Here is a 15843-nt window from a genome sequence, read left to right as displayed (position 1 = left end):
GGCGCACACCGGTGCGGTCGGAGTTGAAGTGGACCTCCCAGTCCGCGGCGTAGAACTCCTCCATGTCGGCGGTGGTGAAGAACTCGGGGGCGGCGTGGGGGCCCTCGAGCACCCCGACCTCCCAGTAGGCGCCCACCTGCGGGCGCTCGGCGAGCGGGACGTCGGCGACCTCGTGCGGCACGGCCGGGGTGCTGATCCCCAGGACGTCGCCGGGAGCGAGCGCGCGGCCGGCGGCCCCGCCGATCTCGCCCTGCACGAAGGTGGCCGCCGAGCCCAGCACCAGCGGGACGTCCAGCCCGCCCTCGACGAGCAGGTAGGCGCGCATGCCCTGCTCGGCGCGCCCGATCGCCAGCACGTCCCCGGCGGCGAGCTCAAGCACGGCCCACTGCGCCACCGGCTCCCGGTTGACCAGCACCTCGACCGGGGCGCCCGTGACCATCACCCGGGCCGGCGTGTGGAAGCGCAGGGTCGGCCCGGCCATCGTCACCTCGAGGCCGGCGGCGCGCTCGGGGTTGCCGAGCGCCTCGTTGCCCAGCCGGAAGGACAGCTCGTCCATCGGGCCCGACGGCGGGATGCCCACCGGCCAGTACCCGATCCGCCCGGGCCGGTCCTGGACGGTGGTCAGCAGCCCGGACTTCAGGACCTCCAGGCGCGGCTGGGCGCTGCGCACGCCCTCCAGGGTGGCGGTGGAGTGCTCGACGCCGCGGACCGCGGGCAGCTGCGGGATCGCCCGGAGCACGCCCAGGTTCGTGGCCACCCCGTGCACGCGGGCCTGCTCGAGGGCCTCCCCCAGCCGCGCCCAGGCCTGCTCGCGGTCGGCGCCGTGGGCGACGAACTTGCTCAGCAGCGGGTCGTAGAAGGCGCTGACCTCGGAGCCGACCTCGATCCAGGAGTCCACCCGGATGCCGTCCGGGACCACCAGTCCAGTGACGGTGCCGGCGCTGGGCAGGTTGTCCAGGTCGGGGTTCTCCGCGTAGACCCGGGCCTCCACGGCGGCGCCGCGGGTGATGAGCTCGGCGTCCATCATGGTGCGGTCCCCGCCGGCCAGACGGAGCATCCACTCGACGAGGTCCACGCCGTAGACGGCCTCGGTGACGGGGTGCTCGACCTGCAGGCGGGTGTTGACCTCGAGGAACGCGGCCTCCTGGCGGCCGGGGTCGTAGATGAACTCGACCGTGCCGGCGGAGCGGTAGTCCACGGAGGCGCACAGCCGCCGGGCGGCGTCGTGGATCGTGGCGCGCACGTGCTCGGGCAGGTCGGGGGCCGGGGCCTCCTCGACCACCTTCTGGTGGCGGCGCTGCAGGGTGCAGTCCCGGTCCCCGACCACGAGGACGTCGCCGCGCCCGTCGCCGAAGACCTGCACCTCCACGTGCCGGGCGCGGTCCACGAGCCGCTCCAGGAAGACCCCGGCGGAGGAGAAGTTCGCCCCGGCCACGCGCCGGACGCTCTCCCAGGCCGCGCGCAGGTCCTCGGCGTCACGGCACTCCTGCATGCCGATCCCGCCGCCGCCGGCGGTGGCCTTGAGCATGACCGGCCAGCCGATCCCCTCGGCCTGCGCCAGCGCCTCCTCGAGGGAGCCGAGCAGACCGGTGCCGGCGAGCAGGGGCACGTCGGCGGCCACGGCGGCGTCGCGCGCGGTGTGCTTGGCGCCGAAGACGCGCAGCTGCTCCTCCGTGGGGCCGACGAACGCGATCCCGGCGGCCTCGCAGGCCGCGGCGAAGTCCGTGTTCTCGGAGAGGAACCCGTAGCCGGGGTGGATCGCCCCGGCCCCGGTGCGCTCGGCCGCGGCGATGATCCTCGCGATGTCCAGATAGCTCTCCGCGGCGGGGGAGGCCCCCAGGTGCACGGCCTCGTCGGCGGCGGAGACGTGCCGGGAGCCGCGGTCGGCGTCCGAGTACACGGCCACGGCGCGCAGCCCGAGGGCCTGGACGGAGCGGATGATCCGCACGGCGATCTCGCCGCGGTTGGCCACGAGGACGGTGTCGAAGGCGCTCATGCTCACGCCTCCTGACCGGCCGCGGCCGCCGTGCCGGCGGAGACGATCATCTCCGCGCGGGAGGGGTCGAAGCCGTTGCAGGGGTTGTTGACCTGCGGGCAGTTGGAGACCACCACCAGCACGTCCCGTTCCGCCCGCAGGCTCACCGACAGCCCGGGGGCGGAGATCCCGTCCACGATGCCGAGGGCGCCGTCCGGGTCCACCGGGACGTTCATGAACCAGTTGACGTTGGAGACCTGGTCCCGCTTGCCCATGCCGTACGCAGAGAGCTCCGCCAGGAAGTTGTCCGCGCACCCGTGCTGGGACCAGGTGTGGTGGCCGTAGCGCAGGGTGTTGGACTCCTTGGAGCAGGCCCCGCCGAGGGTGTCGTGGCGCTCGACGTCCGTGCCGACGACGGTCAGCAGCGGGTCGTGCTCGTTGCTGCGCAGGACCGATCCGGCGCTCAGGTAGACGCAGTCCTGGCCCTGCAGGGTGGCCTGCGCGCTGTAGGCGCGGGCGGTGTCCGCGGCGTCGTAGACGAGGAAGTCGACGGCCTGGTTGCCGTCCACGTCCACGATGGTGAGCACCTGGCCGGCCCGCAGGACGGTGGACCAGGGCGCGAGCGGGGCCACGGTCTCGCGGCGGAGCTCGGGGCCGAACCGGGACGCGAGGTCGGCCGCGCGGTCGGCGGGGACCGGGGCGGGGATCGGGGCCGGGGCGGTGGTGGGAGCAGTCATGGTGGGTTCCTTTCCTCGTCGCTGCAGGGGCTCAGGCCAGGCCGCGGGCGCGGAGGTACTCGGCGGTGTTCTGGTAGGCGCGGCGGCGTTCGGGCGCCGAGCTCCAGGCGGGGGCCTCGGGGGCGGTCGCCCGGGCGCGCCAGGCGACGACGTCGAGCGGAGTGCTCACGTACTCCTCGCGCGGGTCCAGGGGGTGGGCGGCGTTGGCGAGCAGCAGCACGCAGGGCATCTCGGTGACCAGGGTCAGGGCGGCGCCCGGCCCGGCGGAGCCCGTGAACACCGGCCGGCCGGAGGGACCGACCTCCACGCCCTGGAAGAACGAGACGCAGGGCGGGACGTCGCGCCGGGAGAGCCCGTGCTTGGCGCCCGCCAGGACGAGCAGCTCGCGCCCGGCCGGGCTGGGGCCCTGGGGCTGCCCGTCCCCGTAGCGCTCCTCGTTGCGGGCCCGGGAGCTGGCACCGTAGAGGGCGTCGTGGTGGCCCGAGCTGTCCTCCACCACGGTGGCCAGCGCACGGCCCTGGTCGGAGAGCAGGACCTGGCCGGGGCCGGTGCGGACCTGCCACTGGATCTTCATGGTGTCGGCCACGTTGAGCCGCTCGAACGGCTCCGCGGCGTTGTAGAGCAGCACCGAGGCGCAGGCGTCCCCGGCCACGTCCGTGAGCCGGACGGCGGTGCCGCGGGCCAGGACCTTGTGCGTGTAGTTGCCGCCCGCCACGCGCTCGGCCCACACGATGTCCTCCGGCGCCACCCGCGCGGGGGCGTCCCCGTAGGTCGTGGCGGGCACGGTGGGGCTGCACTCGACGACGGTGCCCTCCTGGGCGCGGGCGTGGGCGCGGGCCCCGGCGGTGGTCCCGGTGGCGGACGTGGTCTGGGTGACGGTCATGGCCGGCTCCTTCTCGGACGGATTTTCTGTCGCTTGACAGGTATTAGAGCAGCGCCGGATTTCCCCCGGGTCAGGCGGGCGTTTCGGGGAGGTAACTCCCCGGTCCGCCCGGACGCCGCACCGGGCGGAAGACGGGATTGGTAGGTTCTGTCCCGTGACGAAGAGCCGAGGACGCCCGCGCAAGAATCCCGCCTCCCCCACGGGGCGCGGGGCCGAGCAGGACGTCCTCCACGCCGCCGGGGACCTGTTCGTGCGCCAGGGCTTCGCCCGGACGAGCACCCGCGCGATCGCGGAGGCGGCGGGCCTGCAGCAGGCGAGCGTCTACCACTGGTTCCGCTCCAAGGAGGAGGTCCTGCTGCGCCTGGTGCTCGGCACGGTGGTGCCCTCGCGCCGCCTCGCCGAGCGGCTGCTGGCGGCCGACGCCCCCGGGCACGTGCTGCTGTGGGCCCTGTGCTTCGCGGACACCCGGCTGCTGCTCGAGGACCCGCAGAACCTCGGGGCGCTCTACTTCGCCCCGGAGCTGCGCGGCGAGGGGTTCGAGGAGTTCCACGAGAACCGGGACGCGCTGGAGCGGATCTACGGAACGCTGCTGGAGCGCACGAGCGGGCACCCGGCCGCACCGTTCGACGCGGCCGTGGTCATGGGGCTCGTGGAGAACGTCATCCTGCAGCGCCAGCGCAGGGCGCCGCGCCTGCCCGACGACGCGGCGCACCGCATCGCGGACGCGGCCCTGCGGGTCGCGGGCGCCCCCGAGCACGTCACCGGGCCGACCCGGGACCGGGCCCTGGAGCTGGTGGACGGTCTCGTGGAGGACACCGGCCACCGCCCCGCACCCAGCGCCTAGACTGGGAAGATGCTCTCCCGCCACGACTCGTCCCGCCCGACCGGTTCCTGGACCTGCGGCGGAGGTGAGCGCTGATGTGCGGCATCGCCGGTGAGGTCCGGTTCGACGGTGCGGCCGCGGACCCGGGCACGATCCACCGCATGACCTGCGCCCAGTCCGGCCGCGGCCCGGACGGATCGGGCGCCTGGGCCCAGGGCCCGGTGGCCATGGGCCACTGCCGGCTGAAGATCGTGGACCTCAGCCCCTCGGGCGGGCAGCCGATGGTGGACTCCCGCCTGGGCCTGTCGATCGTGTTCAACGGCATGATCTACAACTACCGGCAGCTGCGCGAGGAGCTGCGCGGCATGGGCTACGAGTTCTTCTCGACCTCGGACACCGAGGTCGCCCTGAAGGCCTATCACCGCTGGGGCCGGGAGTGCGTATACCGCTTCCACGGCATGTTCGCCTTCGCGATCACCGAGCACACGAGCGGGCGCACGGTCCTCGCCCGGGACCGGCTGGGGATCAAGCCCCTCTACGTCGACCACACGGGGGCGCGGCTGCGCTTCGCCTCCACGGTGCAGGCGCTGCTCGCGGCCGGCGACGTCGACACCTCGATCGACCGCACCGCCCTGTCCTACTACCTCACCTTCCACTCGGTGGTCCCGGCCCCGCGCACCATCCTCAAGGGCGTGCGGAAGATGCCGCCGGCGACCGTGCGCACGGTCGAGCCGGACGGGTCGGCCTCCGACCACGAGTACTGGAACCCGCAGTTCACCCGGGACGAGGACCGCTCGGACTGGTCGGCGCAGGACTGGCAGGACGGCCTCGTCGAGAAGCTGCGCACCGCCGTGAAGCGGCGCATGGTGGCGGACGTGCCGGTGGGCGTGCTGCTGTCCGGCGGGATCGACTCCAGCCTCGTCGTGGCCCTGCTCGCGGAGAGCGGGCAGGAGGACCTGCAGACGTTCAGCATCGGCTTCGAGTCCCGGGGCGAGGAGTCCGGGGACGAGTTCGAGTTCTCCTCCCGGGTCGCCCGCCGCTTCGGGACCGACCACCACCAGATCGCGATCGACGACGCCCGGCTGGTCCCGGCGATCGACCGGACCGTGGCCGCGATGAGCGAGCCGATGATCAGCCACGACTGCGTGGCCTTCTACCTGCTCAGCGAGGAGGTCTCGAAGCACGTCAAGGTCGTCCAGTCCGGCCAGGGCGCCGACGAGGTGCTGGGCGGCTACCACTGGTACCCGCCGCTGGCCGACGTCGCGCGCGACGACGCGCGCCAGACCTACTCGGAGGCGTTCTTCGACCGCCCGTGGTCGCGGCTGGCCAAGGTCCTGTCCCCGGAGTGGATGGCGACCCACGACGCGCCCACGGCCTTCATCGAGCGCCACTTCGGCCGCCCCGGGGCCGAGACGGCCGTCGACGCCGCGCTGCGCACCGACTCCACGGTGATGCTCGTGGACGACCCGGTGAAGCGGGTGGACAACATGACCATGGCCTGGGGCCTCGAGGCCCGGGTGCCGTTCCTGGACCACGAGCTCGTGGAGTTCGCCGGGCGCATCCCGCCGGAGCTCAAGCTCGCCGACGGCGGCAAGGGCGTGCTCAAGCGCGCCGCGCGCGGGATCGTCCCGGACGAGGTCATCGACCGGAAGAAGGGCTACTTCCCGGTCCCGGCGATCCGCACCCTGGAGGGCGGGACCCTGGACCGGGTCGAGGCGGCGCTGACCGACCCGGCGGCGGTGCGGCGCGGGCTGTACAACTCCGAGGTGGTGGAGTCCCTGCTGGCGGACCCCAACCGGCACCACACGCCGCTGCGCTCCAACGTGCTGTGGCAGCTGGGGCTGCTCGAGATGTGGTTGCAGGAGAACGGCGTCTCCTGACCCGGCCGCGCCCGGTCGGCCCTCGCCCGGTGCGCCCACCCTGTACTGTGTCTGGGAGCACAGCGACTCCGGTGCGGACGTCGGCACCGCAGCGCGCTCGCCGTCCGGTTCCGCCACGGAACGCGCACCGGACGGAACGACGAGGACACGCATTGCGCACAGAGAACGACCACGACTTCGGGGCGCACGCCGCCCGCACGGACGACGACGGCGGGGCCCCTGCCAAGTGGAAGATCGTGGGCCCGGGACTGGTGGTCGCGGCCACGGGCGTGGGCGCCGCGGACATGGTCGCCACCCTGGTGGCCGGCTCCCGCTACGGCTACGGGCTCCTGTGGGCCGTGGTCCTCGGCGTGATCCTGAAGATCATCCTGGTGGAGGGCGCCGGGCGCTTCACGCTCGCCACGGGCCGCACCATCTTCGAGGGCTGGCGCTCCCTGGGCCGGTGGACCACGTGGTACTTCGGGCCGTACATCATGATCTGGGGCTTCGTCTACGGCGCCACCGCGATGTCCTCCGCCGCGCTGCCCCTGGCCGCGGTCTTCCCCGTCCTGCCCCTGTGGGCCTGGGCGATCGTCATGGGCCTGCTCGGGTTCGTCATGGTCTGGTTCGGGAAGTACTCCACCTTCGAGAAGATCACCGCGGCGCTGGTCGGCCTGATGTTCGTCACCGTGGTAGGGCTGGCGGTCATCGCCACCCCCAACATCCCCGAGATGATCGGGGGCCTCGTGCCGGTCATCCCGGAGGGCGGGGTGCTCTACACGCTGGCCCTCGCCGGCGGGGTCGGCGGCACCATCACGCTGGCCGCCTACGGCTACTGGCTGCGGGAGAAGGGCTGGTACACGCCCAAGTGGATGCGCGTCATGCGGATCGACAACTCCATGGCCTACGTGGTCACGGGCATCTTCGTCATCGCCATGCTGATCGTCGGCGCCGAGGTGGTCCGCTCCGCGGGCGTGGCGCTCAGCTCCGGGGACGAGGGCCTGCTGGACCTCTACGCCGTGCTCCGCGCGGAGTACGGCGACGTGGTCGGCACCGGCTTCCTCGTGGGCTTCTGGGCCGCCTCCTTCTCCTCGATCATCGGCGTGTGGAACGGGGTGTCCCTGATGTTCGCCGACTTCTGGGGGAACATCCGCGGCAAGGAGTCCGGCCACCCCGACACCCGGGTCGGCGGCAAGTACTTCCGCTTCTACGTGCTCTGGCTGACGTTCCCGCCCATGATCCTCTTCGTCCTGGGCCAGCCCATCGGCCTGATCCTCGCCTACGGCGTCCTGGGCTCCCTGTTCATGCCCTTCCTGGCGCTCACCCTGCTGGGCCTGCTCAACGGCCGCCGGGTCCCCCAGGAGTGGGCCAACAGGTGGCACACCAACATCGCACTGGGGATCACCGCGCTGCTCTTCGGCATCCTGGGCGCCCAGCAGCTCGTGAAGGCCGTCGCGCCGCTCGTCGGCGGCTGACCGCGGCCTCGGAGCGGGTCAGGGGATGACGCGCTCGGCCCGGTAGCGCTCGAACAGCCGGGTGAAGCAGTCCTCGGTGCGGCGGTACCCCGTGAACCCGGCCAGCCGGCTCTTGGACATGTCCGCGACGACCTCGATCGGCCGGCCCAGGTCCGCGTCCGTGTGCCACCACGAGGCCACGCGCGCGAGATCGGGCTCGACCAGCCCGTGCTGCTCGACGATCCGCGCCCAGACGTCCTCGGTGCCGCGCATCTGCTCCTCCAGGGGCCGCGGGGCGCCCTGGAAGCCCTCCCACTCCAGCCCGAACCACGCCGCCAGCGCCGGCCACATCCTCCGCCACCGGAAGACGTCCCCGTTGACCACGTTGTACGCCTCGTTCCCGGCGGCCTCCTCGGTGGCGGCCCAGACCATGTGCTCGGCCAGCAGGCCGGCGTCGGTCATGTCGGTCAGGCTGTTCCACTGCGTCTCGGAGCCCGGGAACACGAAGGGCCGGCCGGTCTCCCGGCAGATCGCGGCCTGGGCGGCGAGGGTGAGCCCCATGTTCATGGCGTTACCCACGGCGTGGCCGATCACCGTGTGCGCCCGGTGCACGGACCAGCGGAAGCCCTGGCGCTCGGCGGCGGCCCACAGCTCGTCCTCCTGCGCGTAGTAGAAGTTGTCCACCGGCAGGCGGGGCTCCTCCTCGCGGAAGGGGGTGTCCGGCATGGTGCCCTGCCCGTAGGCCTCGAAGGGGCCGAGGTAGTGCTTCAGCCCGGTCATCAGCGCCACGTGCTCCACCGGGGCGTGGGCCAGGGCGACCAGGAGGTTGCGGACCATGCCCGCGTTGACCTCGATGTTCTCCTTCTCGGTGGCCTGGCGGGACCAGGCGGTGAAGAACACGTGCGTGGGCCGCTCCTCCGCCAGCGCCGCCGCGAGGCTCCCCGGGGAGCGCAGGTCGGCGCTCAGGTGGCGGGCTGTGCTGCCCGGCACGGGGGTGCGGGACAGGGCGAGCACGTCCCAGTTCTGGTCGGTGAGCTGCTCCACGAGCGCGGAGCCGGTGATGCCGCTGGCGCCGACGACCAGCGCGGTCCGGGCGGAGGGGTGAGGTGTGTCCATGGGCCCCACTGTGCCACTGGCGCCGTGGGCGCCGCCGCCCCGGCGGGCGCTGTCCGCTGCGGGGGAAATCCGGACGGGGGGGAAATCCGAATGAGGGGCAATCCGCGGCGCGGGAGATCCTCGGCGCCGGCCCGGTGCGGCCCGCCCGGCAGGTGGGCGCGTCAGCCGGCGAGCGCCCGGGCGCGCGCCTCGGACGGGGAGATGCCGTAGGCGGCCTTGTACACGCGGGAGAAGTGGGCGGCGTCGGGGAACCCCCAGCGGGCGGCGATCCGTCCGACGGGCACCCCGGCGCTCACGGGATCCTCGAGGGCCCGCCGGCACCGCTCCAGCCGGCGGGTGCGGACCCACGCGGAGACGGTGGTGCCCTCCTCGTGGAAGAGCTGGTGGAGCCGCCGGACCGAGATGAAGTGGGCGCGGGCGATCGTCGTGGGGTCGAGGTCGGTGCGGGAGAGGTTCGCCTCGACCCAGTCGTGCACCGTGGCGCGCAGCCGGTCCTTCTCGTGGGCCGAGGCCGCCACCTGGTCGTCGAGCTCGAGGTTGAACGAGGTGGTGAGCAGGTCCAGGGCCGAGTTCCCCAGGCGCTGCCCGTTCATGCCGGTCAGGGCGTCCATCCGCTCGGCCATCGAGGCGAGGAAGCTCGAGACCATCCCGTGCACGGCGGTCTCGGACCCGAGCCGGGCCGCCCGCAGCTGCCCGGCCGCCGCCGGGGGCAGGTCGAGCACGCCGTGCGGGAACATCAGCACCAGCAGCCGGGCGTCCTCGGCGAACTCGAGCCGGTAGGGCGCGGACGTGTCGTAGAGCGCCAGGTCACCCGGCTCCAGGACGCTGCGGCGGCCCGCCTGCTCCACGGCGCAGCGACCCTCCAGCTGCAGGTTCACCTTGAAGCACCCGGCGCCGTCGGCCGTGCCGGGCACGCGCTCGACGGCGTGGGGGCCGACCCGCATGTGGGTGACGTGCAGGTTCCCGGCGTCGCGTGCCACGAGGCCCGCGCGGAAGGTCCGCCCGGCCGTGGTGGTGCACCGCAGCGGCACGAACGACTGCGAGGCGAGCCGGGTCCAGTCCTGGATCGTCTCGGCCAGCACAGGCTCCGTCGCCGCGGGGCGCGGCGGAAGCGGCGTCGAGGCCATTCGGGAGTCCCCCTCTCCGGAACGGCGGGCCGGACGCGCCGGACCGGCCCGCCGTGACTGGGATCACAGCGGTGGCCCCATCCTAGACCGAACGGTAGGTCGGCCGCCGCTCGTGTCGACGCAGCCACACGACCGCCAGGGCTGCGACGGCCAGCTCCACGGTGATGACCAGCAGCGCGGTCGCTCCGTGAGCTTCCCCTTCCGTGACGGCCGAGGGGGCGCCGGCCGGGAGCGCTCCGTGCTGGGCGTGACCACCGCCGGCGCTCATGAGCGGGAGCAGCAGGACGTGGCCGAGCGCCGTCGCGAGCGCCGTGCCCATGGCCATCCGCACCGCGCCGGCCCTGCGGTGCGCGGCCCCGGCACGGACCAGGGTGGTCAGGCAGGACAGGCACAGGACCGCCATGGCCGCCATGCCGAGCGACCAGCCCGGCCCGTGCCCGCCGAGGGCCATCCGGGCGTGCAGCAGGACGGAGGCCGCGAGCCCGGCCGCCAGCAGCACCCGCAGCGGATCACCCGGCAGGCGGGACGCCGACGCCGGGACCACGCCGCGCCCCGCGCGCTCCACGACGCTCACCGCTGCTCCGCCGCTGGGGCCGCCGCAGAGCCGCCCTCGACGGCGCGGCCGGAGCCGACCCCGGCGTAGACCTCGGGCCGGCGCCGCCGGAGGTACTCGCCCCGGAGCAGGCCGGCGAGCCCGGCGGCCAGGATGATCCCCGGCATCACGACGGCCAGCGGGCTGGATCCTTCGGTGCCGATGAGGACGTCGAAGTTCACCAGGACCAGGAGGAAGACCGCGCCCAGGCCCACCGCGGACAGGGCCGGGGCGATCCAGCGCACCCAGGCGGAGCGTCCGCCGGGGTCCCGCCGGAAGTGCCCGATCACGGCCACGGAGGTCACGGCGAGGAGGAAGACCAGCCCGAAGGCCCCGGCGTTGGTGAGCCAGGTGAACAGGGTCAGCACCGGGAACAGGGGGCCGAGCTCGGAGTCCCGCCCGGCGACCGCGAAGACCGTCACGAGCACCACGGCCAGTCCGCTCTGCGCGAGCGAGCCGGCCACCGGGGCGTGGTTGCGCCGCCCCACGGCCCCCAGCCACCGCGGCAGCACGGACTCGCGGCCCAGGGAGAAGAAGTAGCGGGCCACGGCGTTGTGGAAGGCGATGAGCGCGGCGAGCAGGCTGGTGATGAACAGGACCTGCGCGATGTCGGCCAGCAGCACTCCACCGTGCTCGCCCAGGAACACGAAGACCAGGTCCGGCCCGAACTCCTGGGAGGCGGCCACGATCCCGCCCGGCCCGACGCCCACGGCCAGCGCCCAGGCGGACACCGCGTAGAACACGGAGATGACGGCGACCGCCGTGAAGGTGGCCCGCGGGACGGCCCGTGCCGGGTCCTTGGCCTCCTCGCTGTAGATGGCCGCCGACTCGAAGCCCATGAACGCCGCGATCCCGAAGGACAGGACCGCGCCGACGCCGTAGGTGAGGAACTCGGAAGGCATCAGCGGCTGGGCGCTGATCCCTTCGGGGGCCACGGCCAGGGAGATCACGTCGACGGCGATCACCACGAGGAACTCGAGGGTGACCAGGACCGCGATCACCTTGGCGGAGAGGTCGATCCGGCTCACCCCCAGCAGGCCCACGAGCGCGAGCCCGGCGAAGGCCGCGGCCCACCAGGGCACGGCCAGGCCGAGCCGTGCCTCCAGGAAGGAGGACAGCACGAAGCCGAAGATTCCGTAGAGCCCGATCTGCATGGCGTTGTAGCTGATCAGGGCGAGCCACGCCGCGCCGATGCCCTGACGGTGGCCCAGCCCGTCGGCCACGTAGGCGTAGAAGGCGCCTGCGTTGGAGATCCGCGAGGACATCGCCCCGTAGCCCACGGCGAACAGCGCCAGGACCACCCCGAGGGCCAGGAATCCGAGGGGCACCCCGAGCAGCCCGGTCACGGCGAAGGTCGAGGGCACCCCGCCCGCCAGGACGGTCAGGGGCGCCGAGGCGGCGATGATGAGGAAGACCAGCGACGGGACGGTCAGCGTCCGCCGCTCCAGGCCGGCCCCCTCCGTGAGGTGTCCGTGCGTCCCGGTCCGGTCGGAGGCGGCTCGGTCGGAGGCGGCTCGGTCGGAGGCGGCTCCGTCGGAATTGGCCTCGGCAGGAGCGTTCCCGGCAGCGGCGTTCCGGGCGGGGGTGGTCTCGGCGCTCACGGTTCAGCCCTCGCAGCCGCAGGTGCCGGGGGCGCGGTCGGCACCCGGGTCCACCGAGCGGTCTGCGCCGTGGTCGTGGCCGGTCACGGCGTGCGGTCCCGCCACGGCGGGGGCGGGATCCGCGCGGCCGACCTCGGTGCCGCAGCACCTCCCGCCGGCGGTGGACCAGTCGGGCAGGTCCAGGGCCGGGTTGCGGTCGAGGAAGCCGTAGGGCTTGAACCAGAACCCGTAGTAGTCCACCGGCATGACCGGCCAGTCCTCGGTGCGCGGGATGTGGGTGGGGCCGAAGCTGTGCCACAGCACCACGTCCGTGTCGGTCAGGTCCCGGTCCTGGGCCACCCAGTCCCCGATGCCCCCGCCGGTGTGCTGGTTGGGCATGTCCCCGGCGGGGAACCGCTCGTCCTCGGCGAAGGGGGTCACCCACAGGTGGTGGGTGGCGAACTGTGCCCGCCGGCGCACCGAGGACCCCTCGGCGGCCAGCAGCCGCGGGCCGGGCATGGGGATCAGGTGGTAGGCGGTGGGCTCGCCCACGGCGTTGCGCCGGTGGGGGTTGGTGACGAACCACTTGCGACCGGTCTCGGTGTTCGCGTCCCGCACGGCCTCGGACTCCCGGGTGAGGTCGGTGCGGGACCAGGTGAAGGCGTTGCCGTAGGGGTTGTCCTCCCCCATGGGCAGGGTCACGAGGTTCTCCTCCTGCACGGAGTTCTGCAGGCCGTCGACGGCGACGTCCAGACGGGCGCAGAACAGGTGCTGGTGCACCGGGGCCTGCACGCCCGGGGCGATCTCGTTGGCGTGCCGGTTGGGCTTTCCGGGCTCGCAGGCGCCGGCGAAGACGATGCCGGTGGCCTTGGCCTCCACCTGGATCGAGCCGTCGAGGTAGAAGTACCAGAAGAACCCGTACTCGTAGTTGCCGATGGTGGCGAAGTAGCTGACGACCAGCCGCCGGGAGCGGCGCACCTGCGGGGCCTCCCCGAACTCCGTGTGCTTCCAGAGCACCCCGTAGTCCTCCTCGTGCATGCACACCGCGTGCGGGATCTCCATCGGGTGGCCCTCGTCGTCGGCCACGAACGCGTCGAAGTACCGGATCACCCCCAGGCAGTCGCAGCCCAGCTTCAGGGAGTTGGCGTTCTTGCCGAGCAGGTACTCCCCGGCGTCGAAGTAGCTGATCCAGAACCGGGTGTTCGTGGTGTCCCCGTAGGGCACGACCATCTCCGGCACGGAGGCCCGGTAGAGCACGGAGCGGTCCTCGGGCTGCTCCCCGGAGTCGTCCCGGAAGGTGACCTGGTTGAGCACCAGCCCCTCCTGGGCGTTGAAGCCGATGCGCAGCGTCCAGTTCTCCCAGGTGACCCGGGTGCCCTCCACCCGGAAGGACGGGCCCTCGGGCTGGACGATGTCCAGGGGCTTGAGCGTGGTCCGGGCCGGGCCCACGAACTCCGGGGTGTAGTTGGCGTCCGCCATCGGCACCGGCACGTCGCCGTCGTCCTCGACGCGCAGCACGACGCCCGCCGTGAGGTCGATGTGTGCGATGAGGCCCTCCACCGGGTGGCCCCACGGGTTGTCCCCCTCGAAGCGGCGGTGGAAGGTCAGCGAGCGGATCACGCGCCGGCCCGTCTCGTCCTCCCGGGGGAAGGAGCCCGGGGCGAGGGGGGCCACGAAGGTGTGGCGGGTGTCCTCGATCCCGCGGCGGGCCATGGCCTCCTGCCAGCGCGGGTCCGCCTTCACGAGCTCCGCCGCCCGGTCGTACTCCTCGAACATGTAGGGGGCCTGCCCGTAGGGGTGCTCGCCCGTGGGCAGGGTCTCGATCGAGCGGACCTCCCGCGCCGTCACGGACACGACCGCGCGGCGGGTGCGGCCCGTGTCCGTGTCCAGCAGGGTGACGTCCAGCGAGCGGTCGAAGTCGTCCGCGCCCTCCTGGTGGCCGAGCACCACGGACTTGGGCGGCTCGACGGGCAGCACCCGCGGGAACCGGGTGTCCGGTCCGAGCAGGCCGGCGTCGGCGAGGACGCTGCGGGCGGTGCTGATCTCCGCGGGGGTGAGCATGTCCAGCGGGTGGGTGACCCCGAGCGCGGACGGCGGGGTGGCGAGCGTGGTCTCCTGCATGGCGGATCTCCTCGGGTGGTCCGGAAGCGGGCGCGGCGGCCCTGTGGATCGGTGCGGGCCGGAACCCGTTGACGATCAGTGTGGGACAGGTCACCACGGTGTGGACCGGTTCCGGCACCGGGGTGCACCCGCTGGCAACCGGCCTGCGCTGTGGGTCAAGACCCGTCCCGCCTGCCCGGTCGCCCAGCACGGACCGCGCACCGGATCGGCGACGGGAGCGGGACAGACTGCCGGCACCGTAGGGGCATACGTCCTCCGGGACGAGGGCGCCCCTGACGGCCCGCGGCCTATCGCCCGGACGAGCCCGGCGGGTAGGATCAGTCCCGACCGAACAGATCAGCAGGCTGACGGTTCCGTCGACGACGGCGACCCCGGCCCTGAGAAGGAGGATCGATGAAGGCTCTGACATGGCAGGGAAAGCGCTCGGTGAGCGTGGAGGAGGTTCCGGACCCGAGGATTCAGGAGCCCACGGACGCGATCGTGCGGATCACCTCGTCGGGCATCTGCGGCTCGGACCTGCACCTGTACGAGGTGCTGGGCCCGTTCATGGACAAGGGCGACATCATCGGCCACGAGCCCATGGGCATCGTGGAGGAGGTCGGCTCGGCCGTCACCCACATCAAGGCCGGGGACCGTGTGGTGATCCCGTTCAACGTCTCCTGCGGGCACTGCTTCATGTGCAACCAGGGGCTGCAGTCGCAGTGCGAGACCACCCAGGTCCGCGAGTACAACAGCGGTGCGGCGTTCCTCGGCTACTCGCGGCTCTACGGCTCCGTGCCGGGCGGGCAGGCCGAGTACCTGCGGGTGCCGCACGCGGACTACGGGCCCATCAAGGTCCCCGAGACCGGTGAGGACGAGCGCTACCTGTACCTCTCCGACGTGGTGCCCACCGCGTGGCAGGCCGTGAAGTACGCCGCACCCCCGGAGGGCGGCTCCCTGGCCGTGCTGGGTCTGGGCCCGATCGGTCAGATGTCCGCCCGGATCGGCCGGCACCTGGGCTACCGCGTGATCGCGGTGGACCCGGTCGTCGAGCGCCGGGCCATGGCCGAGCGCCACGGGATCGAGACGCTGGACTCCTCCGGCGACGTGGCCGAACGGCTGAAGGACCTCACGGGCGGCCGCGGCCCGGACTCGGTGGTGGACGCGGTCGGGATGGAGGCGCACGGCTCCCACGTGGCCGGCGTGGCCCACAAGGCGGTCGGGCTGCTGCCGTCCCCGCTGGGCCGCAAGGCGATGGAGATGGCCGGCGTGGACAAGCTCAGTGCGCTGTACACCGCCATCGACGCCGTCCGGCGCGGCGGCACGATCTCGCTCAGCGGCGTGTACGGCGGGATGAAGAGTCCCATGCCGATGCTCACGCTGTTCGACAAGCAGATCCAGGTGCGCATGGGCCAGTGCAACGTGAAGTCCTGGATCGACGAGCTCCTGCCCCTGGTCGACGACCCGTCCGACCCGCTGGGCGTGCTCGACCTCGCCACCCACCAGGTGCCCCTGGAGCAGGCCCCGGAGATGTACGAGAAGTTCCAGAAGAAGGAGGACGGCTGCATCAAGGTGGTGCTCAAGCCATAGGGCCCCG

At 73.0% G+C, this 15843-nt stretch carries 12 protein-coding genes; 4 read left to right on the top strand and 8 right to left on the bottom strand.

Translation table 11 applies throughout. From position 1 onward, the window contains the following. The 3 genes from GMA12_RS18845 to GMA12_RS07760 form a co-directional block, all read right to left on the bottom strand. Positions 1 to 1996, bottom strand: a 1996-nt coding sequence (locus tag GMA12_RS18845) for an ATP-binding protein (RefSeq protein ID WP_276607373.1), incomplete at its 3' end; no start/stop codon positions are given. Between the two features lie 2 nt (positions 1997 to 1998). Then, positions 1999 to 2712 carry an urea amidolyase associated protein UAAP2 gene (locus tag GMA12_RS07765; protein WP_156268766.1) on the bottom strand — a complete coding sequence of 238 codons (714 nt, stop codon included), beginning with the start codon at positions 2710 to 2712 and terminating at the stop codon, positions 1999 to 2001. A 31-nt stretch (positions 2713 to 2743) separates the two neighbouring features. Continuing rightward, positions 2744 to 3595 (bottom strand): urea amidolyase associated protein UAAP1, encoded by an 852-nt coding sequence (locus GMA12_RS07760; protein ID WP_156268764.1) that lies wholly within the window; start codon positions 3593 to 3595, stop codon positions 2744 to 2746. A gap of 154 nt (positions 3596 to 3749) precedes the next feature. On the opposite strand from GMA12_RS07760, the gene GMA12_RS07755 reads away from it, so the two are divergent. The 3 genes from GMA12_RS07755 to GMA12_RS07745 all read left to right on the top strand — a co-directional run bounded on the left by GMA12_RS07755 (position 3750) and on the right by GMA12_RS07745 (position 7752). Next, on the top strand, positions 3750 to 4439 hold the full coding sequence (locus GMA12_RS07755; protein WP_162459621.1) for a TetR/AcrR family transcriptional regulator: 690 nt from the start codon (positions 3750 to 3752) through the stop codon (positions 4437 to 4439). 74 nt (positions 4440 to 4513) lie between these two features. Then, positions 4514 to 6298: an N-acetylglutaminylglutamine amidotransferase gene (locus GMA12_RS07750; RefSeq protein ID WP_156268762.1), complete on the top strand. Its 1785-nt coding sequence runs from the start codon at positions 4514 to 4516 to the stop codon at positions 6296 to 6298. A 152-nt stretch (positions 6299 to 6450) separates the two neighbouring features. Then, a complete protein-coding gene (locus tag GMA12_RS07745) occupies positions 6451 to 7752 on the top strand; it encodes an Nramp family divalent metal transporter (protein ID WP_156268760.1) in 1302 nt (433 codons plus the stop codon). Positions 7753 to 7770: 18 nt separating this feature from the next. Here GMA12_RS07745 and GMA12_RS07740 read toward each other — a convergent pair whose 3' ends face one another. The 5 genes from GMA12_RS07740 to GMA12_RS07720 all read right to left on the bottom strand — a co-directional run bounded on the left by GMA12_RS07740 (position 7771) and on the right by GMA12_RS07720 (position 14267). Continuing rightward, complete coding sequence (locus GMA12_RS07740) at positions 7771 to 8847, bottom strand: SDR family oxidoreductase (RefSeq protein WP_156268758.1); 1077 nt, start codon at positions 8845 to 8847, stop codon at positions 7771 to 7773. 161 nt (positions 8848 to 9008) lie between these two features. Then, complete coding sequence (locus GMA12_RS07735) at positions 9009 to 9929, bottom strand: AraC-like ligand-binding domain-containing protein (protein ID WP_162459620.1); 921 nt, start codon at positions 9927 to 9929, stop codon at positions 9009 to 9011. A gap of 127 nt (positions 9930 to 10056) precedes the next feature. Next, positions 10057 to 10548, bottom strand: a complete 492-nt coding sequence (locus tag GMA12_RS07730) for a hypothetical protein (RefSeq protein WP_156268754.1) — start codon at positions 10546 to 10548, stop codon at positions 10057 to 10059. Then, complete coding sequence (locus GMA12_RS07725; protein WP_156268969.1) at positions 10545 to 12014, bottom strand: APC family permease; 1470 nt, start codon at positions 12012 to 12014, stop codon at positions 10545 to 10547. Before GMA12_RS07725 ends, GMA12_RS07730 begins: the two co-directional genes overlap by 4 nt. Positions 12015 to 12170: 156 nt before the next feature. After that, a complete protein-coding gene (locus tag GMA12_RS07720; RefSeq protein WP_156268752.1) occupies positions 12171 to 14267 on the bottom strand; it encodes a primary-amine oxidase in 2097 nt (698 codons plus the stop codon). A gap of 393 nt (positions 14268 to 14660) precedes the next feature. Between GMA12_RS07720 and GMA12_RS07715 the strand changes: the two genes are divergently transcribed. Further along, positions 14661 to 15836, top strand: coding sequence for a zinc-dependent alcohol dehydrogenase (locus GMA12_RS07715; RefSeq protein ID WP_156268750.1), 1176 nt, complete (start codon positions 14661 to 14663; stop codon positions 15834 to 15836). Positions 15837 to 15843 lie beyond the last annotated feature (7 nt).

It is taken from the genome of Kocuria sediminis, from assembly GCF_009735315.1.
GTDB classification, from domain to species: domain Bacteria; phylum Actinomycetota; class Actinomycetes; order Actinomycetales; family Micrococcaceae; genus Kocuria; species Kocuria turfanensis.
Note: the sequence above shows the minus strand (reverse complement) of the source record. Positions and strands in the feature narration are given on the sequence as shown.